Source organism: Caulobacter mirabilis (assembly GCF_002749615.1).
Classification (GTDB): Bacteria; Pseudomonadota; Alphaproteobacteria; order Caulobacterales; family Caulobacteraceae; genus Caulobacter; species Caulobacter mirabilis.
In genome coordinates this window covers 4,312,362-4,336,769 of the sequence record NZ_CP024201.1, presented here as the reverse complement: position 1 = coordinate 4,336,769, position 24,408 = coordinate 4,312,362, and the positions used below count along the sequence as shown (strand labels likewise).

Below are 24,408 nucleotides of genomic sequence, written 5' to 3'. Positions count from 1 at the left end.
GGCGATCATGGCGAAAGTCCAAGACGACGACGCGATCTACGACGAGGTCAACGTCGTGCCGATGCTCGACCTGGCCTATGTGCTGATCATCGTCTTCATCCTGATGGCGACGGCGCAGGTGGCGGGCATCGAGCTCGACCTCCCCAAGGCCTCCAACCGGCAAACGCTGGAGGCCAGCCAGACCCAGGCGATCAGCGTCGCGGCGAGCGGCGAGGTCTACCTCAACGGCGCGCCGATCACGGTGGCCGACCTGACCGAGGAGATGCGTGCGCGCTTCGCGGAGGATCCGGAGACTCCCGTGGTCATCCGCGGGGATACCGCGGCCGCCTACGGCAAGGTCATGGAGGTGCTCGACGTCCTGAAGGGCGTGGGCATCACCAAGATCGGCCTGCCCGCCGAAAAGCCGGCCGGCTGAACCCGGTGTCCGAGTGTCCAGCATGACCCCCAAATCCAAAAGCTGGCGGACGCTGGCGGGGCTTGCCGTCGGCTGCTTGGCGATCGTCGGCCTCGGCTGGTGGCTGCTCAGCCTCGGCAAGGTCGAGGAGCGGGTGCGGACCGAGGAGGTCGAGATGTTCGACATCTCGCAGCCTCCCCCGCCGCCGCCTCCGCCCGCGCCGGTCGAGCAGCCTCAGGACGTCAAGCCGGAGGAGACGCCGCAGACCGTCCAGCCTGATCCGTTGTCCGCCCAGCAGCCCGAGAGCACGAATCCGCCCGCGGGCGATCTCTCCAGCCTGCTGCAGGACCCGACCGCCGCCTCGTCGCCCTTCTCGGGCGGTCCGCGGGGGCAGGGCGGGACGGGCAAGGGGCCGCTGATCGGCGGGACCGCGTCGGGCGCCGCCGCGTCGCGCGCCTACGCCGACATCATCAAGAACGCGATCATGCGTCACCTGCGCCGGGACAAGGCCCTGGCTCAGGAGGGCTTCGCCTTCTCGATCAAGGTCCGCGTCGACGCCTCGGCGAACGTGGAAGTGGTCAGCGTCTCCAACGTCAGCCCGCCCGAGCTCGAGGCGTCCATCAACAAGGCCCTGCGCGGATTGTCCGCGGTCGATCGGCCGCCGCCCGCGGGCGGACCCGTCCCGTTCGTCGCCACCATCCGTCTCAACCAGTCCTGACCGGGAACGGTCGAACCCAACACGCTCCACGGAGTCAAAGATGTCCAACGCCTCCTTCGCCGCCCGACTGCTCGCCGGGGCCGCCGGCGGGGCCCTGTTGCTCGCCGCCGGGGCCGCCGGCGCCCAGACGCGCCCGACCGATCCGTCGACCCTCGATATTCTGCAGGTGCTGGTCGACAAGGGCGTGCTGACCCAGGACGACGCCAACGCCGTCCTGGGCGAGGCCCGCCGCCGCGCCGAGGAACGCAAGGACGTCGTCCGCGTGCCCTATGTTCCCGAGGCGCTCCGGGCCGAGATCAAGGAGGAGGTGAAGACCGAGGTCCTCGCCACCGCCCGCCAGGAGAACTGGGCCCAGCCCGACGCCCTGCCCGGCTGGCTGAACCGGATCAGCTTCTCCGGCGACGTCCGGGTGCGCGGCGAGTGGAGAAACTACGGCGACGGCAACACGCCGCTGATCCCGAACGTGACCGAGATCCGCAACCGCGGCGGCATCGTCGAGAGCGCCACCCCGCCGTTCCTGGCGACCAACGACGGCCGCTACCGCACCCGGGTCCGGGCCCGCTTCGGCATCGACGCCAAGGTCAACGACAGCATCGACGCGGGCCTGCGCTTCGTGTCCGGGGACATCTCCGATCCGGTGTCCACCAACGAGACCCTGTCGCCGAACTTCGACAAGATCGACGTCGGCCTGGACCGGGCTTTCGTCCGCCTGACGCCTTTCCGCGACCAGCCGATGTTCCGCCAGACCTCGGCCATCCTGGGCAAGTTCGACAACCCCTTCTTCTCGACCGAGATCATGTGGGATCGCGACGTCCAGTTCGACGGCGTCGCGCTGACCACGGATGTCGCGCTGGGCGATCACTTCAGCGCGCCGCACCTGTTCGGCACGGTCGGGGCCTTCCCGCTGGAGGAGTTCTCCTCCGACGCTCCGGACAAGACGCTCTACGCGGCCCAGTTCGGCGTCGGCTACCAGCCGACCGAGCGGATGAAGTTCCGCCTCGCCGGCGCCTACTACTACTTCGACAACGTCCAGGGGCGGTTCAACACCCTTGGCCAACGCAACAACGACGAGACCACGCCCCGGCGTGTCCAGTACGGCAACTCGCTGTTCAACGTCCGCCGCGACAACACCAAGCCGAACACGGTCCTGTTCGGCCTGGCCTCGCGCTACGAGGTGGCCGCGCTGACCGCCCGGGCCGAGTTCAGGCTGACCGACGCGCTGACGATGGCCTTCGACGCCGAGGGCCTGCTCAACACCGCCTTCGACGAGACCGCCCTGACCAAGCGCTACGGCGTTCCGGCCAGCAGCGGCGACAAGGCCTGGCACCTGCGCGGCACGATCGGCTCGCCGCGCGTGGATGACGCCGGCCAGTGGCAGCTCAGCGCCGGTTGGCGGCATATCGAGGCGGACTCGACGCTCGACCTGTTCACCGACAGCGACTTCGGCCTGGGCGGCACCGACCAGGAAGGTTTCGTGATCAAGGGCCTGGTCGGACTCAGCCCGCGCATGTCGCTCGAGGCCAGCTGGTACTCGGCGCGGACGCTGGACCTGATCGATCCGCTGACCGGCGCACGCGCGGACTCGATCGACACCGACACCGCGCAGCTCGACCTCATCGTCAAATTCTAGGGCCGGAGAGCGTCATGAAGACCACCACCGCCATCGTCCTGTGCGCGCTGAGCCTGTCGGCCGGCGCGGCGGTCACGGCCGTCGCCCAGACCGCGACCCGTCCGGCCAAGGCCGGCGAGTGCATCGTCCGCGAACAGGCCGAACAGATCATCTCCACCCTCGCGCAGCGCAACGAACAGCTGAAGACGACCACGGCCGCCCTGCGCGACGCCGAGCAGCGCGCCGTCGAGGCTGAAGCCAAGGCCCAGGAGGCGGCCGTCGCCAAACAGGCGCTGCAGGTCGCCGCCGAGCGCAATCGCGAACTCGTGGCGATCGGCAAGGCGATCCTCAAGGACTACGAGGACATGGGCCTGGGCAAGAGGACCGCCGCCGGCGAGCCCCTGACCCAGCTCTATCGCGTGCGTCTGGAGAACAAGCTCCAGGGCTTCGAGGACCAGATCGCCGCCCAGCGGGTCTTCCCCGAACGCGAACTCGAAGCCGCGCGGCGCCCCGCGTCGCCCGCCGCCCCCGCCCACTGACGTCTCCTTTCCGGCCGTCGCGCGTCTCGCGGCGACCGACCGTATCCGCACCCGCCAGGAGCGCTTCCATCATGGCCCGCCGCCGTTCCGTCGCCCCCAAGCCCGTCCTCGTCCGCTTCGCCAGGGCGTCGTCCCGCGTCGCCCTGATCGCCTCGGTCAGCCTGGTCAGCCTCGCCGCTTCGGGCGTGCTGGGCCTGCGCGGAGCCTCCGCCCAGGATGCGGCCCAGACGCTGCCGGGAACGCAGATCCTGCCCGGCGGCCGCTGGACCGGCGCCCGCCTGCCGACCGTCGCCCAGACCAACAACGGCCTGGTGATGACCATCAAGCAGGAACAGAAGGCGGCGCTGCTCGACTGGTCCCGGTTCGACGTCGGCGCGACCGAGGAGGTGATCTTCGACCAGGGCGGGGCCGACTGGATCGCCCTGAACCGCATCTTCAACGCCAACCCGTCTCAGATCGCCGGCAAGATCACCGCCAAGGGCCAGGTCTGGCTGGCCAACACCAACGGCGTGGTCTTCAAGGGCACGGCCCGGGTCAACACCCAGTCGATGCTGGTGACCACGACGGTGATGCCGGATTCGGTGCTCAATCCGGGCGGCCTGCTGGACGCGCGCATGCGGGCCAGCGGCTACAACTGGGGCAACGTCCCGGGCCTGCTCGAGGAGGCCAAGGGCGACATCGTCATCGACAAGGGCGCCAAGCTCACCTTCAAGTCGACCGACCCGGCGGTGACCAGCAGCGCCATCTTCCTGGGCGTGAACGTCATCAACCGCGGCGATATCAGCGTCACGGACGGCCAGATCGTGATGCTGGCCGGCGAGGACTTCTCGCTGATGAGCAGCGTGGCCGGCGAGAACTTCAACTACGGCTTCCTGCGCGGCGTCTACGGCTTCAACTCCGCCCAGCGCACGACCTTCGGCCGCTACCGCAACGAGGCGGCCTGGGAGGCCTACCAGCTCGAGCGGGCCGCCCAGATCGGTCTGCGGGTCGTCAATGAGGGAACCATCACCTCGACCCGCGGCTCGATCGTGATGCAGGGCGCGGCGGTCGACCAGCTCGGCGTGGTCCAGGCCACGACCGGGGTCCGCCAGAGGACCGGCGCGATCCTGCTGCGGGCGGGATTCGGCTTCGACGACGCCGAACTCATCTACTCGAACGCGCCCGATCGCGTCGGCGGCGACGTCACCTTCGGCAAGGGCAGCGTGACCCAGGTGACGCCCGAGACGGGCGACGACGCGAGTCCGGCGATGGAGACCTTCACCGGCTTCAAGCGCTCGCGCATCGCGGTCACCGGCCGCAAGGTGCTGATGGACGAGAACGCCGTCCTGCGGGCCAACAGCGGCCTGGTCACCATCGACGCCAACTACACCGGGATGGTGAGCGGCGACTTCATGGGCTCGGACAAGGGGAAACCTGGCGCCTTCGTGATGAAGTCGGGCGCGCTGATCGACGTATCCGGTCTCGACGGCGTCAAGCGCGACGTGTCGGACAACATCGTCGAGGTCGAGATCCGGGCCAACGAACTGGCCGGCTCGCCGGTCCAGCGCGACGGCATCCTCTACGGCAAGAAGGTCAAGGTCGACACCCGCCAGGGTTCCTCGATCGTCGACTGGACGGGCGCGCTCGCCAACCAGAACCTGACGGCCGAAGACCGCTCGATCAACGGCGGCGAGGTCGAGATCCGCGCGCTCAGCACCGTCCAGATCGAGAAGGGCGCCAAGATCGACATCTCGGGCGGTAGCGCCGAGTACGCCGGCGGCTACATCGACGTCACGCAGCTGACCGCGGCCGACGGCCGGGTGTCCGACATCGCCACGGCCGACGCCAGCGTGAAGTACAAAGGCCTCTCGACCAGCAAGCGCTACGACGAGGGTTATGTCGAAGGCGGCGACGCCGGACGGCTTGAGATCCTGTCCTCGTCCCAGAAGCTGTTCGGGCGAGTGGTGAGCGACACCGTGGTCGGCCAGCGGCAAATGGCGGCCGGCGTCAAGGGCGCCAGGCCGGCGACCCCGGCCGGCGCCGTCGAGGTTCCCGTCTCCACCCGCCTGCCGAAGGGCGGGACTGTCGCGCTCGGCACCTCTTCGGAGTCCTTGGGCGAGTACTTCTTCGACCAGGTGTTCGTGACGCCCGGCCAGGGGCCGGTGACGATGACCGTGAACGGCGGCCAGGTGACGCTCGACCCGAGCAAGCTGGGTCTGAACGGCAAGCTCGCCGAGGGCGGCTACAGCCAGGTGATGATCGGCGTCGGCAACGACGCCCGGCAAGTGCTGCTGGCGCCCGGCTGGGTGGTCTATGACGGCCGGCCCGTCGAGCTGCGTCAGGCGCTAGTGGATCAGGGCTATGCCGGCGAGACGCTGGAGGCGATGCTCAAGCCCGGCGCCCAGCTGCCCTCCGGTTTCGAGCGCGGCCGCGCCGCGGCGTTCAGCTTCATCGACCAGGACTTCGCCACGGGCGTCCAGGTCCTGAACATCCAGAACAAGAGCGACGCCAGGGCCTACAATCTCAGCATCCTGGACGGCGCGAAGCTGTCGGTGGCGCCGGGCGGAACGCTGACGCTCAGCGCCACGCCGGCGATCATCGGCAAGAACGTCCTGCTCCAGGCGGCTGGCGGCAAGATCTCGATCCTGGGCGCCAGCGTCGGCGACGGCGCGGTGATCTCCGTCGCCGGCCAGTGGACCAACGACCTGGACAGCGGTGGGCGCTACGGCGGCTTCGCCGACGGCGGCGCAATCGATCTGTACGGCGCGCGGCTGGACGGCAAGGTGACCCTCGACGCCTCGGGCGGCGGTTGGTGGAAGCGGACGTCGCCGGCCACATCGTCCGGACCCGGATCTTTCAGCCTGGTCGAAGGCAAGGGCGGCGCCATCGCGCTGGGACGTCCGACGGACCAGGGCGCGGTCCAGTTCCTCGACCGCGCCGGCGTCAAGCTGGCCGGTCTCGGCGGCGCGGGCTCGCTGACCCTCGCCGACATGGGCGACATCGTCATCGGTCCCGATGGCGGCGCGGCGCCGGGCGGCGTCCTCTACCTGTCGAACGCCAGGCTCAACGGCTGGGGTCTGGGCGGCCTGAACCTCAGCGGGGGCGTCCTGACCCTGTCGCTGGCGGAGAGCGTCGTCGGCCGAGTGTCGTGGCAGGGCGTTCTGAACCCCAACTCCACCGAGCCCAACGACCCGGCGCGCTACCTGGTGCAGCCTGGTCAGGTGATCACGGCCCAGGGTTATGCGGCGATCCTGGCCGCCAACCAGGAGGCGGCGGCCTACAACGCCGGCCGTCCCGAAGGGACCCCGGCGCGCGGGCAGGTCGCGGCTGTGACCGTCGGCGCCGATATCAATATCCGCGCCGGGACGCGCCTGGACCTCGCGCAGCAGGTTCTCGTCCTCGATCGCCCCGCGGGTCAGATCGCCAGCGGCGCCGATCTGTCGCTGGTGACCAAGGCCATCGTCCCGCCGGCTCATGAACGCAGCGGCGTGAGCTTCGGACTGGGTTCGGCGGGCAATCTCGTCATGGACGAGGCGGCGTCGATCAAGGTGTCCACCAACGGCTCGCTCTCGCTGAGCGGGGCCTTCGCCGATATCGCCGGCGATCTGACCGCTCTCAGCGGCGCGATCGGGGTCAGTTCGGCGGGGACCGGCGCCCTGCGCATCCGCTCGACCGCCTTCCTCGACGCGCGGGGCGAGGCCGTCACCCGCCAGACGCCGGGCGGCGCGCCAGGGCAGACCTGGATAGACGGCGCCATCCATTCCGGCGGGGATATCTCGGTCGGCGGCGGCCAGGTGGTCGTCGAGAAGGGCGCGCGCCTGGACGTTTCCGGCGTCGCCGGGATGCTGACCATCAACGCGCCGTCGCGTCTCGGCGTGGTCCGGGTCGACCGTTTGATCGGCGGCGACGCCGGCAAGATCTCGGTCGACGCGCGCTCGGGCTATCTGCTCGGCGACCTGCGCGGCGCGGCCGGGATCGGGTTCAACAGCGTCGCCGGACGGGCGGGCGTGCTGACTCTGGCCGGCGGCTCCAACGGGGAGGCGCCGAGCCGGGCGACGATCCAGGGCGTCATCGACCAGATCATAGCGAACGCCCCGGAGACCTCCGGCTTCGAGAATCTGCGCGATCTCGCCGTCGCCTGGCTCGGCTACGCGCCGGAGGACGTCGAGCCGGTTCCGATCAACGATCCGGTCGCCTTGCGCGCGTTCCTGACCGCGGCGTTGGGGCCGGCGCTCTCCGTCGATCCCAACGGGTATCTCGCGCTCGATCCGACGCTGGAGGCCCCCGGGACGGCGCCGGCGATCGACGGCTTCAAACCGGCCGTCCCCGCCGGCTACGAACTTCAGGGAAGCGAGAAGGGCTATCTCAACGCGGTCAAGGTGCTGGTCGAGACCTTCGGCTGGACGAGCTACCAGGAAACCTTCGGCCGGATCGCGCCGGGCACGACCTTCCATGTCGGCAAGGCGCCGCTGGAGGCCGCCGCCGGGTTCGACGCCGTGACCGTCGACGGCAATGTCCGCGTCGACAGCGACCTGGTCCTGAAAGCGAAGCGCTCGCTCAGCATCAGCTCGGTCTGGGCGCCGAACGCCGACGTCACGCTGGAGGCACCGATCCTCAATCTCGGCCTCAGCAACGGCGCGCCCGGCGGGGTCACCCCCTCGCGCGGCGGCGCCAGCGGCGGCGAGTTCAGGGCGCTGGCCCAAACGATCAACGTGTCCAGCGCCACCTTCGACGGCTTCAGCAAGGTGACGCTGGAGGCCAAGCGATCGCTGTCCGGCGGCAGCAAGGTCTTCAACGGACCCGAGGGCAAGCTGTTCTCGAGCATCTATGCGCCGGGCGAACTGATCATCCGCGCGGGCCAGGTCTACCCCCACACCGGCACGGCGCTGGGCATCTTCTCCGACACCAGCGTGACCTTCGAGGGCACGGGTCTGGGCGGGGCCGCCCCGCTGTCGGCCGGCGGCCGGCTGGTGATCAAGGCCCCGACCATCAACCAAGGCGGGGTTCTTGCGGCGCCGTTCGGAACGATCCAGTTCGATGGCCGCGTGGTCAACTTCCTGCCGGGCAGCGTGACGACGGTCTCCGCCGACGGCCGCACGATCCTGTACGGCCGTACAGTCGACGGCTCCAACTGGTACGGCCCCACGCCGGACAGCGAGCAGGACGTCCTGCTCGCCACGCCGCCTGAGAAGCGCATCGTCATCAACGGCGACGACGTCGACTTGAGGAAGGGCGCGCTCATCGACGCCCGCGGCGGCGGCGACGTGCTGGGCCTGGAGTTCGTCCAGGGACCGAAGGGCGCGGCCAACATCCTGGCCGGCGACGGCGTCTTCGCGATTTCACCGGCCTTCGGCTCGGACGTCTCCCTCGGTCAGCCGCCGTCGACCAAGCCGAGAGAGCAGCTGGCCGTCGGCGACGTGGTCTGGCTGCCGGCCTTCGACGGCCATCCCGCCGGCTACTACACCCTGCTTCCGGCGGAGTACGCCCTGACGCCGGGCGCCTATCGCATCACCGTGGCGGCCGATGGCGCTTCGTCCTCGGCCCCGCGCCAGACCGGAGACGGCAGCTTCGTCCTGACCGGCCACCAGGCCGCGGAACAGGGCGTCGCCTTCGCCGATCAGGCCTTCACCACCTTCCAGGTGATGCCGGGGTCGGCGGTCCGCGACCGCTCCGAGTTCATCGAAACCAGCGGCAACGGCTTCTTCTCGAGCGAGCGTTTCCTGACGGGATTGGAACGGTCCGGCGGCGTGTTCAACGCCGACCCGCGCCTGCCGGTCGACGGCGGCTTCATGACCATCGCGGCTCGCAACAGCCTGCTGCTGAACGGAACCTTCTCAGCCGCGGGGGCGACCGCGAAGGATCGCGGCGGTTTGCTCGACATCGCCGGGGACAGGATCGTCATCGCCTCGGCCGGCACCGATATCAGCGACCTGGGCGCGGGCTATCTGCGGCTCGATCCCAAGCAGCTGTCGGGCGTCGCCGAGAGCCTGCTGATCGGCGGCGTGCGTCGCCAGGGCGCCGCGGGTCTGGAAATCGTCACCGGCTATGAGGCGCGCGACAACACCGGCGCGCCGGTCGGCGGCACGGCCGGCGCCGAGCGTATCGTGGTCCGCAACGGCGAGGCCGACGCCCTGACCGGGCCGGAGATCCTGTTCGCCTCCACCCACTCGATCCTGTTCGAGCGCGGCTCGGTGGTCCGGGCGGTCGGCGACGGCGCCCAGGCCGAGAACGTCATCATCCGGCCGGAGCTGCCGGCGCATAAGGTGGCCTGGCCGCCCAAGACCTTCGAGGCCGAGGACCGCGGCGCCTTCGTGCGGGTCTCGAATCTGGGCGACGTCTCGATCACCCGGACCAACGCCAAGACCGACCGCGGCGACGTGATCCTGGAGAGCGGCGCGCGGCTGGAAGCCGCCGACGCCGTGGCCGTCAACGCCACCCACAACACGACGCTGGCGCCCGGCGCGATCCTCAAGGCCGGCGTGGTCGAGGCCGCCGCCGGCCGGATCAGCTTCGGGGACGCCCCGGCGGCCGAGAACGGGCTGGTCCTGACCAACTCGGCCTTCGCGGCCCTGGCCAGCGCCCAGACGCTTCGCTTGCGCAGCTTCAGCACCTTCGACATCCATGGCGGCGTCACCCTGGCCACGGGCAACAATCTGGTGCTCGACGGCGGCGGCTTCGTGAACGTCGACGGCCAGAGCAGCAGCACGTTCAAGGCCAAGACCCTGGTGCTCTCCAACACCAATGCGCCGGGCTGGACGCCCGTCGGCGCCGGCGGCGGACTGTCGCTGGCCGCCGACAACGTGACCTTCGCCAAGGGGCAGGTCGGGCTCGGCTTCACCAATGTCTCGGTCGACGCCAAGGGGCGGGTCCTGTTCACCGACGTCGGCAAGCTTACGCTGCCGGGGCGACTGTCGATCACCGCGACCGAGGTCGGCGCGGCGAGCGGCGCCTCTCACGGGGTGGTCGCGGCCGGCGACGTGACCCTGGTCTCGCAGGCGGCTCCGGCGACCCTCGCGGCGCTGGAGACGGCCGGCGCGACCCTGGACCTGAAGGGACGCTCGGTCAGCATCGATCTGCCGGTGAAGTTGTCGTCAGGCGTGTTCCGGGCCACGGCCACGACCGGCGACGTGACGGTCGGCGACAGGGCGCGGATCGACGTGTCCGGCTCGGCCATCAAGTTCTACGAGGTCACGGAGTATCTGGGGGCGGGCGGCATCGGCCTGACCTCCGAGAGCGGCGACGTCCGGCTCGCCTCGGGCGCGGTTCTCGACCTGTCGGGCGGTCCGACGGGCGACGCCGGAGACCTCGTCATCTCCGCGGGGCGGGGCGTCGCGGTGCTCGACGGGACGCTCAAGGCTCAGCCCGGCGTCAGGGGCAAAGGCGGCCGTTTCACGCTGCAGACCTCGACCCTGACGGACTTCGGAGCGCTGAACGGCAAGCTCAACGCCAGCGGCTTCTCGCGTTCGCGGCGGTTCGCCGTGGTCGCCGGCGACGTGAACCTCACGGGCGAGACGCGGGTCGACGACTTCGAACTTTCGACCGGCGCCGGTTCGATCGTCATCGACGGCGCGGCCAAGGTGATCACGACGCGCGACAAGGGCGGCAAGATCGTCATCGCGTCGGGCGGAGACCTGATCGTCAGGGACGGCGCCCTGCTCGACGCCAGCGCCAAGGGGACCGGCGACCAGCGTGGCGGGACGATCTCGCTGCAGGTCGGCGACAATGGGGCGCTCGACGTGGGCCAGGCGACTCTGCGCGTCACGGGGCTGGGCAAGGGCGAAGCCGGCGAGGTCCGCCTGCGGGCCCGCCAGATAGGGGGCGACGTGGCGGTTGATCGCTACGGCGCCATCGTCCAGGGCGGGGCGACGGTTCTGGAGGCCTACAAGGTCACCGACCTGGGCGCCGGCGACCATGTCATCGACACCGGGCTGCAGGGCCAGGTGATCGCCCAGGCCGCGGCCTTCATGGCCGACGCCAACATCGCGGCCATCCGTACGCGACTGGGACAGAACGACGGCTCCGCGTTCCGCATCACGCCGGGCGTGGAAATCCGCTCGGGCGGCGACCTGACGCTGGTGAACGACTGGAACCTGGCTTCAGCCCGCTTCGGCGGTCAGCCGGGGACCTTGACCCTGCGGGCCGGCGGCGATCTGGCGTTGAACGCCAACCTGTCCGATGGCTTCCTGTCGGCCAGGCCGTTGCCGGCCAAGCCCATGACCGACCCGACGCGGACGGCGACGCCGCTGACCAACGACGCGTCCTGGACCTACAATCTCGTGGCGGGCGCGGACTTCAGCCAGACCAACGTCCTGGCCACACGCTCCTCGGCCACGGGCGAGGGAGATATCCTGATCAACGCCCTGGTCCGGACCGGCACCGGCGACATCAACGTCGCCGCCTCGGGCGACCTGACCTACAAGCCGGTGGACGCCTACAAGGTCGAGATCACGGTCGGGCTGGACCCGCGCAGCCGCGTCGTCTCGATCGTCTATCCCGACGGAACGCTACGCACCTACACTGCGTCGGAGCCGGATCCGACCGGACGCTACAGCGTGGTCGCCGACGAGCTGGGCCGGATCAGCTTCGAAGGGATCATGGGTTACGGCGCGACCACGGTCGAGCGCGGCAACCGGGTCTTCGGCGACTATGACCAGAGCGAGAGCAAGAACCGCTTCACTGTCCAGTATGTCGAGGGCGCGCTCTATACGGCAGGGCGCGAGGCGGCGGCGATCGAGGGCTTCGAGGACGCGAGCCGGTATACGACCCGAGACGACAACGGCGATCCCGTCACCCACTATCGCCCCACCTCGTACCTGGAGAAGGGCGGCGACATCACCATCGCGGTCGGCGGCGCCATCACCGGCGCGGGCGATGCGATCAAGGATCAGACCTGGTACGGCAAGCGCGGCGCGATGCAGCAGGTCGACCTGACCGGACGCATCGACGCGCCGTTCTCGACCGACATGGGCGGCCTCTATCAGCAGACGGCCTTCTGGATCACGCCCGACACCTTCCTGCAGGGCGTCGGCGCCCTGGGCGGCGGCGATGTCGCCATCCGGGCCGGCGGCAACGTCGACAACCTGGCGGTCGCGCTGCCGACGACCACCCGGGTGTCCGGCGGCCGGACGGCCGGCGAGGCTAAGGTCGTCCATGTCCTGGGCGGCGGGGACCTGGAGATGCAGGTCGGCGGCGATCTGCTGGGCGGCTCCTACTGGGTGTCCAAGGGGACGGCGACGATCGACGTCGACGGGCGGATGGACCGGACCGACAAGCCCGACATCGAGAACCCCTTCCACCACAACCCGTCCCTGGGCGGTTTCGTCCGTGATCGCCGCGCGCAGGGCTCCACCCTGCTCGTGATCGACGACGCCCGAATGCGGATCACGACCGGCGGCGACGCCCGCTTCGCCGGCGTGCGCTCCAGCAGCGACGCCAACTGGGACTACAATGGCTCCAGCTGGCTGGGCTACGGGCAGAACACGAGCTTCGAGGTGATCTCTTCCGGCGGCGACGTGCACTTCCAGGCGGCGCTCGGCGTCTCCCACGCGGCGGGCGACATCCTGCCGGCGCGGACGCGGCTGGTCTCGATCAGCGGTTCGGTGATTTTCGGCGACTGGCAGGAACAGCCGAGCCTGATCACGGTCGATAGCCATCCGGGCGGGCGGTTCGACGTTCTGGCCCGGAAGGACGTCGCGTTCTGGAATCTCTACCAGACCGGCCAGAGCCAGGACCTGCACGGCTATGACGCGCCGTCGTTCGCCCTGGGCTGGGGCGATCCGGCCGACGTGGCGCGGGCGACCAATCCCTACCCGGTCAACCAGATGTACCGGTTCGATCGGACATGGGGCGCGGGCGGCGCCGGCTACGGCCGACTGCCGGGCTCGGACAACCCGTTCGAAGGGCGGTCGGAGTACGCGCGCATCTACGCCATCGACGGCGACATCTACACCGCCGCTGGTTCCGACCCGCAGCGGCCCCGGTATCCGGGGCATCCGGAACAGTTTGGCTCCGGCAACTTCATCTTCGGCTACGAGACCCGCATCAAGGCGGGGGACGACATCCGCCTGAGCGGCATGGAGTTCCTGAACCAGGATCCGGACGACGTCTCGACGGTCCAGGCCGGAGGCTCGATCTACCTGCCCGACATCCGGGCCTACGGTGAAGGGCGGATGTGGGTGCAGGCCGGTGACGAGATCTACATGGGCTCGACGGCGGGCAGGGGCATCCGGGCGATCGAGGAGGCCGAGACCGCCGGCTTCACCAAGGACAAGGGGGTCGACATCTCGGTCCTGGCCGGCATCGACCAGGCGCCGAACTATGACCCCTTCTTCGAGTACTATCTGAACGGCGGCGACCTCTCGACCCGGCCGAGCTATCTCAGCGAGTACTACACCTTCGACGCGATCGGCCTGGGCACGCCCCACGCCACCGTGCTGGCCGACGGCCGGACCGAGGTGACCGTCTATGCGGTCGACCTGGTCAACTACTGGAACGAGATGCACGGCCGGCCGCCGATCAGCCTCGAGGACGACAAGGGCAAGCCGATCGCGCGCGGCGCGTTGATCTCGAAGATCAGCAAGGCCGACTACGACGCCGCCGTCGCCTGGCTGGCCGACCTCGATCCGGCCAAGAAGCAGGGCCTGGCCACCCGCATCCTGTTCGCCGAGATCAAGACGGCGGGCCGCGAGGCGGTGGGCCATTCGCGGGACACCGACCCGTCCAACACCCGGTCGGGCGACCCGTCCCGCGGCTATGCGGCCGTCGGCAAGCTGTTCCCGGGCGCCCAGCGGAAACCGGGCGAAGCCAAGGAGGCCGGCGAGGCGCGCTGGTTCGGCGACCTGATCATGAGCAACAGCCAGGTGCGGGCCGACGGCGGCGGCGACATCGAGCTGCTGGTTCCCGGCGGCCTGGTGCAGCTGGCCAGCCTCAGCGTCAGCAACACCGACCCGGCAGCCTCCGGCGTGCTCAGCCAGGATCGCGGCAACATCAACGCGCTGACCTACGGCGACTACATCGTCAACCAGAGCCGGACCATGACGGCGGACGACGGGGACATCCTGATCTGGTCGTCGTTCGGCAACATCGACGCCGGCAAGGGGCGCAAGACCTCGCTGTCGATCCCGCCCGTGGTCTATCCGGTCGACAACAACGCGGTCACCCGGATGGTCCGTTCGGGCCTGCCGAACGGCGCCGGCATCGCCACCCTCAACCGGGTGGACGGCACGCCGGGCGGGGACGTCGACCTCTATGCGTTCAACGGCATCGTCAACGCCGGCGACGCGGGCATCCGGGCCTCGCGCGACCTGTTCGTCGGGGCCTTGGAGATCCGCGGACTGGACAACATCACGGTCGGCGGCGTGACCAATGTCGAGCTCAACACCGAGAAGGCCGAACTGGGGCCGATCAACCTGGAGAACTTCGCCCAGTCGGCCGAGGACGACGCGCTGGAGAAGGCCTTCGACATGAGCGCCGAGGTCGAAAAGCTGCGCACCGTGACCCAGACCATCCTGACCGGCTCCGTCGTCTCGTTCGGCGAGGAGCCCGGCGAGGACCGCCAGAAGAAGAAATAGGAACTCGGCTCCGGTCCGCGTCTCACCGGCCGGAGCCAAGGCGACAGTCGGGGCGGCGCACACTTTTCCCCTCGCGCCGTCCCGGCTGCTTCGGATGCGCCGCGGTCCGGCGCGGCCGGGCTTGCCTCAGGAGCCCGGTCCGAAAGCCCTCTCCTCCCTCGCGGGAGGAGAGGGGTTCGCCCCACGAAGCACAGGTTTTACGCGCCGCGGCGCCGCCTCCACGAGGGCCCTTCCATGTCCGTTCAAGACCCTGCCGTCGACAGCCTCGACAACGGGACGCCGTCGCCGCTCTTCTATCGCGAGCCCGAGGCGCTATCGTCGCGTCTCCATGCGGACTGGCGGCTGAAGTCGGGTGATCTCGGCTTCGCGGCGGCGACCCATGTCGTGCCGATCGTCGTGGCGGAGTTCGCCCGGGCTTCGCGCTGGTATCCGGTCCTGTTCACCGCCGGTACGCCGTCGCCGGTGGCGCTCCTGGGCCTGGAGCCGCGCAATCTGTTCGTCACGGACGGCGTCTGGACGCCACAGGCCTATGTGCCGGCCTATGTCCGCCGCTATCCGTTCGGCTTCATGGCGACCTCGGAGCCCGATCGCTACGCTCTGGCCATCGACGCGGCGAGCGACGCCGTCGTTCGGGGCGGCGAGGAGGGCGAGCCGCTGTTCGCCGATGGCGAGCCCGGTCCGCTGACCCGGGAGGCGCTGAAGTTCTGCGACGCCTTCCAGGGCGAGGCGGCCGCGACCTCCGCCTTCTGCGCCGCCGTCGCGGCCCAAGGCCTGCTGGTCGATCGGCGCGCCGAGGCCGTCCTGCCGGACGGCCGTCGGTTCGGCGTCGAGGGGTTCCAGGTGATCGACCCGGAGCGCTTCGGCGCCTTGCCGGCGGAGGTCGTCGTCGACTGGCACCAGCGCGGCTGGCTGGGCCTGGCCCATTTCCACCTCGCCTCGCTCGATCGCTTCACCGATCTCCTGGCCTTGCAGGGCGCGGCGTAGCGGTTGACGCCGAAGGTCTTCGGCAGTTTGACTGGGGCGCTGATCGTCGCAGAGAAGGCCGCGCATGACCGAGTGGGCCGCAGGCTTTCCGCGTAGCCGCTGGACAGAAGACGGCGTCGAAGGGGGCGAACGGTTTCTGGCCGAGGAATGCGCCGTCGCCATCGTTCACGACGCCTCGACCACCGCCGTTCTGATGGCCACGCCGCGCGACCTGGAGGATCTGGCCGTCGGCTTCAGCCTGACCGAGGGCGTGGTCGACGACGTGCGTCAGATCAAGGATGTGGAGGTCGTCGAAACCGACCTGGGGTTCGAGGCGCGGATCTGGTTGACGCCCGATCGGTCGACACAGCTGGCCGCCCGGCGCCGACGGATGGCCGGGCCGACGGGGTGCGGTCTCTGCGGGATCGAGAGCCTCGCCGAGGCGCTGCATGCGCCGCGGAAAGTTGAGGGGAGGCTGTCCGTCGCGCCGCGGGCGTTGCTCGACGCCATGGCCCTGCTGCCGGGCGCGCAGTCGCTGGGGCGGGAGACTCGCGCCGCCCACGCCGCCGGCTTCTGGGTCCCGGGCGCCGGCCTCGTCTCGGTTCGCGAAGACGTGGGCCGCCACAACGCGCTCGACAAGCTGGCCGGGACGCTCGCCTTGGCCGGCGAGCGGCGCGAGGGTGTGGTGCTGCTGACCAGCCGCGTTTCGGTGGAGATGGTGCAGAAAACCGCCGCCATCGGGGCCGCGATCCTCTGTGCGGTCTCGGCGCCGACGGCGCTGGCGGTCCGCACGGCGCGGGCGGCGGGCGTGACCCTGGCGGCGGTCGCGCGCAGCGACGGCTTCGAGGTCTTCACCTACCCCGAAAGGCTGCTGGGATGACGGTCGCCGGTCTGCTGCTGGCGGGTGGGCGCTCCACGCGGTTCGGGACCGAGAAGGCCGTGTTTCCGCTGGCCGGCGGCGAGCTGATGATGGACACGCCCCTGCGGGCGCTACGGGCGGCCTGCGCCGTCGCCGCCGTCTCGGCGCGGCCTGACAGCGGAGCCGCGGCCCACGCGGCGAAGCTGGGCCTCCCGAGACTGTACGATCGACCGGGAGATCCCGAGGGGCCGCTCGCGGGAATCCGGGCCGGGCTGGAATGGGCGGCGGCTCAAGGCGCGGAGGGGTTGGCGACGGCGCCCTGCGACGGGCTCGCCATCGACGCGGTCGGAGTCAGGAGATTGGTCGCCGCCTTCGAGGGCGGGGGCGCCCGGGCCGTGATCGCCTGCTCTCCCGCGGGCTGGGAGCCTCTGCTGGCCGTCTGGCCGGTGGAGGACGGGTTGGCGCTTCTGGAGCGGGAGCTGGCCGAGGGGCGGCACCCGTCGGTTCGCGACCTTCTGGCGTCGCTCGGCGCTACGCCGGTCGACGGCTACGACGGCGTCAATGTCAACGCGCCGTCGGATCTGCCGGAGCCGCTTCGGCGTTAGCACCAGGACGACGCCCGTCACGTCTTGCGGAGGCGCTCGCTTTGGCGTGAGCTGTTCGGGCGCGGCGGGATCGCGCCCCCTGGAGTAGGCGGCATGGCCGACGACATTCCACGCTATCGCCCATACCACCACCCGGCCGGCGGCTGGGGCGCCGCGGCGGCCACCGCCAAGGTGCTGATGGAGCAGAGCGTCGTCACCAAAGGCTCGCGCGCCCTGTTGTCGATGAACCAGCCGGGCGGCTTCAAATGCTCCAGCTGCGCCTTCCCCGACGCGGACTGCAAGAAGACGCTGGAGTTCTGCGAGAACGGCGTGAAGGCGCTGGCGCACGAGGCGACCAAGTTCCGGGTGACCCGCGACTTCTTCGCCGAGCACTCGGTGTCCGCGTTGATGGAGCAGTCGGACTACTGGCTGGAGATGCAGGGGCGCCTGACCGAGCCCATGCGCTATGACGCGGCCTCCGACCACTACGTCCCGATCAGCTGGGACGACGCTTTCAGGACGATCGGCGATCATCTGCGAGCGCTGGACCACCCTGACCAGGCGGAGTTCTACACCTCCGGCCGGACGCCGAACGAGGCCGCCTTCCTCTATTCGATCTTCGTGCGGCAGTTCGGGACCAACAACTTCCCGGACTGCTCGAACATGTGCCATGAGCCGACCAGCCGGGGCCTGCAGCCGGTCATCGGCGTCGGCAAGGGGACGGTGGTCCTCGAGGATTTCGAGCACGCCGAGGCCATCTTCATCATCGGCCAGAACACCGGCACCAACTCGCCGCGCATGATGACCAACCTGGTCGAGGCGCGGAAACGCGGCGTGCCGATCGTGGCGGTCAATCCGATGCCCGAGCGGGCGCTGATGAAGTTCACCGAGCCGCAGGACGTCGTCCAGATGGCGACGTTCGGCTCGACGGAGATCACCAGCGAGTTCGTCCATATCCGGATCGGCGGGGACCTGGCCTTCCTGAAGGGGATCATGAAGGTCATCTTCGAACGTGAGGCCGCGGGCGAGACGGTCATCGACCATGCCTTCATCGCCGAGCACACCGTCGGGATGGAGGCTGTCCGCGCTGAAGTCGAAGATCAGAACTGGGCCGACATCGTCGAGGCCTCGGGTCTGGAGGAGGCCCAGATCCGCCGCTGCGCGGAGATCTACATCCGCTCGAGGGCGACGATGATCTGCTACGGGATGGGGATCACCCAGCACCAGCAGGGCTCCCGCCTGGTGCAGCAGATCGCCAATCTGTTGTTCCTGAAGGGCAACTTCGGGCGGCCCGGCGCCGGCATCTCGCCGATCCGCGGCCATTCGAACGTCCAGGGCGATCGCACCGTCGGCATCGACGAGAAGCCGACGCCGGCTTACCTGGACCGGGTGCGGGAGGTTTTCGGTTTCGAGCCGCCGCGCGCCTTCGGCCACCATGCGGTCGAGACCGTCGAGGCGATGCGGCGCGGCGAGGTGAAGGTGTTCATCGGCCTGGGCGGCAACTTCATCCGCGCCATGTCCGACACGCCGCGGGCCTATGACGCCATGCGCACCGTCGGCCTGTCGGTGGGCATCGCCACCAAGCTGAACCGCAGCCATCTGGTCCACGGCCGCGAGGCCTTGATCCTGCCGGTGGTGGCGCGTTCGGAATGGATCCGCACCTCGGCGGGCGAGCAGTTCGTCACGATCGAGGACTCGATGTCGAACGTCACGGCCTCGCGCGGGGTGCTCGAACCGGCGGGGCCCGATCTGCTGCCCGAGGTGGAGATCGTCTGCCGCATGGCGCGCGCGACCCTGCCCGACAGCCACATCCCGTGGGAAAGCTACGTCGAGGACTACGGCCTGATCCGCGACAAGATCGGCGAGGTCTATCCCGCGATCTACGCCGACTTCCGCAACCGGATCACCGTCGACAAGGGCTTCCACCTGGACGTGCCGCCGCGCCGGCGAGTGTGGAACACGCCCAACGGCAAGGCCAACTTCCTGGTCCTGCCGGGTCTGGCGGCCAACGACCCGGTCGCCGATCCGGCCATGCTGCGCCTGGCGACAGTGCGGTCGCACGACCAGTTCAACACCACCATCTACAGCTACAACGACCGTTATCGCGGGGTCTACAACGACCGGATGGTGGTGTTCATGAACGCCCAGGACCTGGCCGATCGCGGGCTGGAGTCCGGCTCGGCCATCGCGCTGGAGACGATCTCCTCGGACGGCGTCGAGCGCCGGGTCGAGGGGCTGACGGCGCTGGACTACCCGATGTCGCGCGGCTCGATCGCCGGCTACTACCCGGAACTGAACCCGCTGCTGCCTCTGGACTACTATGATCGGATCAGCGGCACCCCGGCGGCCAAGTCGATCCCGGTCCGCGTGGTCGCGTCGAGCGGCGCCTAGTCCCGCAGCCTGCGCAGCTCCTCTCGGGCGCGCTTGAAGTCGGTCTGGAAGGCTGGGTCGGCCTTGAGGCGCGCGACCATGGCCGCGCCGACCAGGCGGCCGGCTTCGACGTCGCTGGCGTAGTGCACGCCGCAGACGACCCGGCTTTCACCGTAGGCGATTCCCCGCACCAGGATGGCGTCGGCGCGGTCGGGAGCCAGTTCGGCCAGGACCAGCGCCCAGGCCCAGCCCATGGCCGCATGGCCCGAAGGATAGGAGCCGCTCCTGCCCAGCCAGGGCTCGGGCGTGATGCAGGTCGTCGCCGGCTCGGCCACGAACGGCCGGGGGCGGAAGTATCCCTTCTTGGCGGGCGTCTGGATGGTCTCCAGGTCGCCGAGCATCCGACCGAGCAGCAGCGCCAGCGTTGGCGTCTTGACCGGATCGAAGCGGACGCCCAGCGCGTCGTCGAACACCCGCGGTGCCGACGGCGTCTCGATCTCGTTATCGGCGGCGGCCTGCCGCCATCGATCGCCGCCCTCCAGCTTGCGGGTCGTCCGATAGGTCTCGACATCCGCCTGCTGGCGCAGGGAGCCGGCCTCGGGCGGCGGCGGCAGGAAGGCGGAGGCGTCCGGCGCGCCCTCCTTCCTCAGATAGCCATGCGGGTGGTCGCGGAAACCCTGCCAGAAGACGGGGGCGGGCGTCGTCGCGCAGGCGGCCAGGCCGACGAGAAGAGCGCCGGCGACGCCGGCGTTGATAAGCTTGAGCACGACTCGGTCTCCGATCAGGCGGCTTGCGCGCCAGGGCGGCCGTCCTCGACGACCCAGGTGTTCAGCGTGGCGAGCGTCGCCTTCGGGTCCTTCACGTCGCTGATCGTCTGGTAGCGGGTCGTCATCCGGCCCGGCGTGATCTCCATCGACATGTAGCCGCGCACCCGGCTGTCGAAGAACTTGATCTGCGGGTTGTTCGGCATCGCCGACATGATCCCCTCGTAGCTCGGCCCGCTCGACGAGATCGAGGTGCCGACGAACTCGGTCGCCACCGTGGGAGAGGCGGGGTCGCCGCTGTCCAGCTTCACGTCGTTGGTCCAGAAGGAGTGGTAGTCGCCGGCGAGCACCACGGGGTTGCGCGGCTTCAGTGTCGCCAGCGCCCGGGTCAGGCGATCGCGGGCGACCGGATATCCGTCCCAGGTATCGGTCCAGTAGCGGGTCTCGGGCCCTCCGTCGCCGAACCTCAGCCCAGCCATGACCAGGTCCTGACCCAGGATGGTCCAGCGCGCGTCGGCGCGGGCCAGGCCGTCATAAAGCCAACGCTCCTGCTCGAAGCCCAGGAAGGTTCGCGAGGGGTCTGTCCGGTCCGGGCAGGCGATGTCGGTGACGATCTGGCCCTTGCCGCCGTTCGGCCCGTCGCTGCAGGCCTGTTTCGAGCGATACTGCCGGCCGTCGAGCATGAAGAACTCGGCCAGCCGGCCGTAGCGGATGCGGCGATAGATCGGCATCTGCATCCGGGCGTCCAGCTGCGTGCGGCGGATCGGCATCGCCTCGTAGAACGCCTGGTAGCCGGCGGCTCGGCGGCGCAGGAAATCGGTCGGCGATACGCCCGGCGTCTTCGACCAGACGCCGGAGTAGTCGTCGTGCACCTCGTGGTCGTCCCAGACCGCGAGACAGGGGGCCGCGGCGTGCAGACGCTGCAGATCGGCGTCCGTGCGGTGCAGGGCGTAGCGGTTGCGGTAGCCCGCCAGGGTGGTCGCTTCCTCGAGCCCGTATGGACGGACCACCTGATGGGCCCGGTCGGGACCGCGCGTGTATTCGTAGATGTAGTCGCCCAGGAACAGCGTCAGGTCCGGGGTCTCGTCGGCCATGTGGCCATAGGCGCTGAAATAGCCGGACTCCCAGTTGGAGCAGGAGGCGACGGCCAGGCGCAGACGGTCGACGCCGGCGTTGGGGGCGGGCGTCGTGAGCGCGCGGCCGACGGGGCTCCGCTGGCCCATGGCCGTGAAGCGATACCAGTACGGGCGGCCCGGCTTCAGGCCCGCGACTTCGACATGGACGCTGTGCGCCGCGGCGGCGTCGGCCGTGACCTCGCCAGAGGCGACGATGCGGTTGAAGGCCTCGTCGGCGGAGACGTCCCATCTCACAGGAACCGGCCCGCCCATGCCGCCCAGGCCGTCCGCTGCGATCGGATTGATCGCCAGCCGCGTCCAGAGCACGAAGCCGTCGGGCGACGGATCGCCGCTGGCCACGCCGAGCGGGAAGACATAGGCGCCGCCCGCCGCCCAGGCCTGGCCGAAGCGCAGCACCGCCGGCGCGGCGATCAGCCCGCCCAGCAGGGCGCGGCGATTGAGGCGGGGGGCGGCGGTGCTCATAGGCGTGTCTCGGAAATGATGCGGGGCCGGCCTTCGCCGACCCCGCTGGAACAAGAAGAGAAGGCCGGCCTAGAAGTCGACGGCCAGGCGCACGCCGACGGTCCGGCCCGGGCTCGGCGAGGCGGTCGGACGGGCCGAGCCGTTGAAGCCGTTGCGGGTCTCCTCGTAGTAGGTGTCGAAGAGGTTCCGGGCCCACAGCGTGGCGCGCCATTGGGCGTCGGTGGGGTTGACGGTGAAGTTGGCGTTCCACAGCCAGTAGCCGGGCAGAACCGAGCTGGAGGCGGCGTTGTAGATCGCGTCGCGCTGGTTGTAGTTGGTCTCGGCCCGCCAATCCCAGCCCAGCATCTGCCAGTCGTAGGCGACCGAGCCGCCGTAGTTGAACTTCGGGAACTGCAGCGGCTCGCCCGAGCGGTCGTTGGTGATGATCTTGTCCCACGGACCGTCGACCGGGTTGGCCGCGTCGGTCGCCGCGCCGTCGATGGCGAAGTACTCCGTGTACTTGCCTTTCTTGTAGCCGAAGTTCTGGCTGATGGTCAGGCCGTCGATCGGGCGCCAGACCAGCTCGATCTCGCCGCCGTAGATCTCCGACTTGGGGACGTTGGTGATCTTGCCCAGGCGGCCGGCCAGGCGGTCGTACTCCAGGCCCTGCACCTGCTGGTCGGTGTAGTCGTAGAAGAACAGGGCGCCGTTCAGCCGCAGGCGATTGTCGAACAGGTCCGACTTCAGGCCGACCTCGTAGGCGATGACGATCTCGGGCCGGAAGGGGGTGGCCGAGGTGGCGTTGTAGGTGGTGAAGCCGCCCGACTTCACGCCGCGGGCGACGCTGGCGTAGACCATGGCGCGGTCGCTCAGGTCAAACTCGACGCCGAGGCGGCCGCTGAACTCCGACAGGTCGGTCTCGTAGGTTTTCCGCGGGCCTTCCGGCACGTTGATCCGGCGGGTGCCGGACGAGGTCAGGCTCCGCTCCTCCTTTTCGTAGCGCAGACCGGCCACCAGGTTCAGACGGTCGGTCAGCTGGAAGGTGTTGTGGGTGAAGAGCCCCACCGCCTCGACCTTCTGCTGGTAGGGCGTGTTGATCAGGGTGCGGTCGGCGCCGCGGAACTGGGTGTAGAAGCCGCCGTCATTGGTCTCGTTGGCGTAGTAGGCGCCGACCATCCAGTTCAGGCGGCCCTCGCCGGTCGAGGACAGGCGCAGCTCCTGCGAGAGGGCGTCGATGTTGTTGTAGAAATAGACGTCGGACTCGTTGAAGCGCGTGCCGTCCCAGTCGTTGTACTCGGACCGTTTGAAGCTCTGGTAGGCGGTGATCGAGTGCAGCTCCGCCCAGCCGAGGTCGGCCCGGACGCGGGCGCTGAGATCGGCGCCCTCGTTGTCGCGGCCCGGCTTGGCGCGGAGCGACCGGCCCGAGACCGCGGCCAGTTCCGGCGAGATCTGCCAGCCGGTGATGCGCCAGGCCGTGTCCGCCGGGTAGGTGATGGCGCCGCCGAACACAGGGTAGGGACCCTTGAGCCGGAAGCCGAGGCCGTCCGACTTGTCGACCTGGTAGGTCGCCGCGAGGTCGATGGTGATGTCTTCCGACGGCTCGATCGTCAGCCGGCCGCGGACGGCGCTCTTGTCCTTGTCGCCGAGCTCCTCGCCGGTGTCGCGATGGTACTGCCAGGCGCCGCCCTGTTCGGTGACGATGGCGAGGCGGCCTTTCAGGCCCGGCGTGATCTGGCCCGAGATGTAGCCCTCGACCTTGAGGCGGTCGTAGGAGCCGTACTCGGCGCTGACGCCGCCGCGAAGCTCCTCGGTGGGGGCGTTGGTGATGATGTTCACCGCGCCGCCGGTGGTGTTGCGGCCGTAGAGCGTGCCCTGCGGTCCGCGCAGCACTTCCAGGCGGGCGATGTCGAACATCGCGCCCTGGGTGGTGATCGTATAGGGGTGCGCGACCTCGTCGACGTAGATGCCCACGGTCGAGGCGTTGTTGCTGCTGTACTCGCGGGCGCCGATGCCGCGGATGCGGAACTGGGGCTGGCCGCCGCCGAACTGGCTGTCGACCTCCATGTTCGGGACGACGTTCTCGATGTCGTTGATGACCTCGACGCCCTTTTCGTCGAGCTCGGCGCCGCCGATGACGCTCAAGGCCAGGCCCACGTCCTGGCTCGCCTGTTCGCGGCGTTGGGCCGTGACCACGATGTCCTGCACCACCGTGACGTCCTCGACGGGGGCCTGGGCCAGGGCTGGCGCGGCCGTCGCCAGCATGAGGGCGACGCCCGAGGCGCCGAGAAGAAGACGATTCATGGTTCGATCCATCGATTGGCGCGCGCGGACGCCCCTCCGCGCGGGCCGGACTGTTGAAGAGCTGGATCGCGACACGAGCGGCCGCGCCCTCGCTGGCGGGCGGGGATGGCGAACAGGCGTTTCTCCGAAGCGGCGGAGGAGCAAGCATAGAAGTGGGGAGATCGACCTGATCGCCGCTTCA

At 69.7% G+C, this 24,408-nt stretch carries 12 protein-coding genes; 9 read left to right on the top strand and 3 right to left on the bottom strand.

Features of this window, described 5'->3' with window-relative positions; translation table 11 throughout:
• Positions 1-7 precede the first annotated feature (7 nt).
• The 9 genes from CSW64_RS20500 (at position 8) to CSW64_RS20460 (ending at position 19,606) form a co-directional block, all read left to right on the top strand.
• A complete protein-coding gene (locus CSW64_RS20500; RefSeq protein ID WP_099623847.1) occupies positions 8-415 on the top strand; it encodes an ExbD/TolR family protein in 408 nt (135 codons plus the stop codon).
• A gap of 22 nt (positions 416-437) precedes the next feature.
• Positions 438-1,112, top strand: coding sequence for a hypothetical protein (locus CSW64_RS20495; protein WP_099623846.1), 675 nt, complete (start codon positions 438-440; stop codon positions 1,110-1,112).
• A 40-nt stretch (positions 1,113-1,152) separates the two neighbouring features.
• On the top strand, positions 1,153-2,742 hold the full coding sequence (locus CSW64_RS20490) for a putative porin (RefSeq protein WP_099623845.1): 1,590 nt from the start codon (positions 1,153-1,155) through the stop codon (positions 2,740-2,742).
• Positions 2,743-2,756: 14 nt separating this feature from the next.
• Positions 2,757-3,260 carry a hypothetical protein gene (locus CSW64_RS20485; RefSeq protein WP_099623844.1) on the top strand — a complete coding sequence of 168 codons (504 nt, stop codon included), beginning with the start codon at positions 2,757-2,759 and terminating at the stop codon, positions 3,258-3,260.
• A gap of 71 nt (positions 3,261-3,331) precedes the next feature.
• Positions 3,332-14,809: a filamentous haemagglutinin family protein gene (locus CSW64_RS20480; protein ID WP_099623843.1), complete on the top strand. Its 11,478-nt coding sequence runs from the start codon at positions 3,332-3,334 to the stop codon at positions 14,807-14,809.
• 234 nt (positions 14,810-15,043) lie between these two features.
• The gene (locus tag CSW64_RS20475) at positions 15,044-15,793 is read left to right on the top strand and encodes a SapC family protein (RefSeq protein ID WP_099623842.1); all 750 of its coding nucleotides are present in this window, start codon (positions 15,044-15,046) and stop codon (positions 15,791-15,793) included.
• Between the two features lie 64 nt (positions 15,794-15,857).
• A complete protein-coding gene (gene fdhD / locus CSW64_RS20470) occupies positions 15,858-16,652 on the top strand; it encodes a formate dehydrogenase accessory sulfurtransferase FdhD (protein ID WP_099623841.1) in 795 nt (264 codons plus the stop codon).
• Complete coding sequence (gene mobA, locus CSW64_RS20465; RefSeq protein WP_099623840.1) at positions 16,649-17,236, top strand: molybdenum cofactor guanylyltransferase; 588 nt, start codon at positions 16,649-16,651, stop codon at positions 17,234-17,236. Before fdhD ends, mobA begins: the two co-directional genes overlap by 4 nt.
• A 93-nt stretch (positions 17,237-17,329) precedes the next feature.
• On the top strand, positions 17,330-19,606 hold the full coding sequence (locus CSW64_RS20460; RefSeq protein WP_099623839.1) for an FdhF/YdeP family oxidoreductase: 2,277 nt from the start codon (positions 17,330-17,332) through the stop codon (positions 19,604-19,606).
• Here the strand turns inward: CSW64_RS20460 and CSW64_RS20455 are convergent.
• The 3 genes from CSW64_RS20455 to CSW64_RS20445 form a co-directional block, all read right to left on the bottom strand.
• The gene (locus CSW64_RS20455) at positions 19,603-20,352 is read right to left on the bottom strand and encodes an acid phosphatase (RefSeq protein ID WP_099623838.1); all 750 of its coding nucleotides are present in this window, start codon (positions 20,350-20,352) and stop codon (positions 19,603-19,605) included. The genes CSW64_RS20460 and CSW64_RS20455 overlap by 4 nt on opposite strands.
• 14 nt (positions 20,353-20,366) lie before the next feature.
• Entirely contained in the window at positions 20,367-21,947 is a 1,581-nt protein-coding gene (locus tag CSW64_RS20450) for an alkaline phosphatase D family protein (protein WP_099623837.1), read from the bottom strand.
• A 69-nt stretch (positions 21,948-22,016) separates the two neighbouring features.
• Positions 22,017-24,227, bottom strand: a complete 2,211-nt coding sequence (locus CSW64_RS20445; RefSeq protein WP_099624372.1) for a TonB-dependent receptor — start codon at positions 24,225-24,227, stop codon at positions 22,017-22,019.
• Between the last annotated feature and the right edge of the window lie 181 nt (positions 24,228-24,408).

Coding starts and splice junctions, on each gene's coding strand:
- CSW64_RS20500 (WP_099623847.1), top strand. CDS start 8: ATGGCGAAAGTCCAAGACGACGACGCGATCTACGACGAGGTCAACGTC.
- CSW64_RS20495 (WP_099623846.1), top strand. CDS start 438: ATGACCCCCAAATCCAAAAGCTGGCGGACGCTGGCGGGGCTTGCCGTC.
- CSW64_RS20490 (WP_099623845.1), top strand. CDS start 1,153: ATGTCCAACGCCTCCTTCGCCGCCCGACTGCTCGCCGGGGCCGCCGGC.
- CSW64_RS20485 (WP_099623844.1), top strand. CDS start 2,757: ATGAAGACCACCACCGCCATCGTCCTGTGCGCGCTGAGCCTGTCGGCC.
- CSW64_RS20480 (WP_099623843.1), top strand. CDS start 3,332: ATGGCCCGCCGCCGTTCCGTCGCCCCCAAGCCCGTCCTCGTCCGCTTC.
- CSW64_RS20475 (WP_099623842.1), top strand. CDS start 15,044: ATGTCCGTTCAAGACCCTGCCGTCGACAGCCTCGACAACGGGACGCCG.
- fdhD (WP_099623841.1), top strand. CDS start 15,858: ATGACCGAGTGGGCCGCAGGCTTTCCGCGTAGCCGCTGGACAGAAGAC.
- mobA (WP_099623840.1), top strand. CDS start 16,649: ATGACGGTCGCCGGTCTGCTGCTGGCGGGTGGGCGCTCCACGCGGTTC.
- CSW64_RS20460 (WP_099623839.1), top strand. CDS start 17,330: ATGGCCGACGACATTCCACGCTATCGCCCATACCACCACCCGGCCGGC.
- CSW64_RS20450 (WP_099623837.1), bottom strand. CDS start 21,947: ATGAGCACCGCCGCCCCCCGCCTCAATCGCCGCGCCCTGCTGGGCGGG.
- CSW64_RS20445 (WP_099624372.1), bottom strand. CDS start 24,227: ATGAATCGTCTTCTTCTCGGCGCCTCGGGCGTCGCCCTCATGCTGGCG.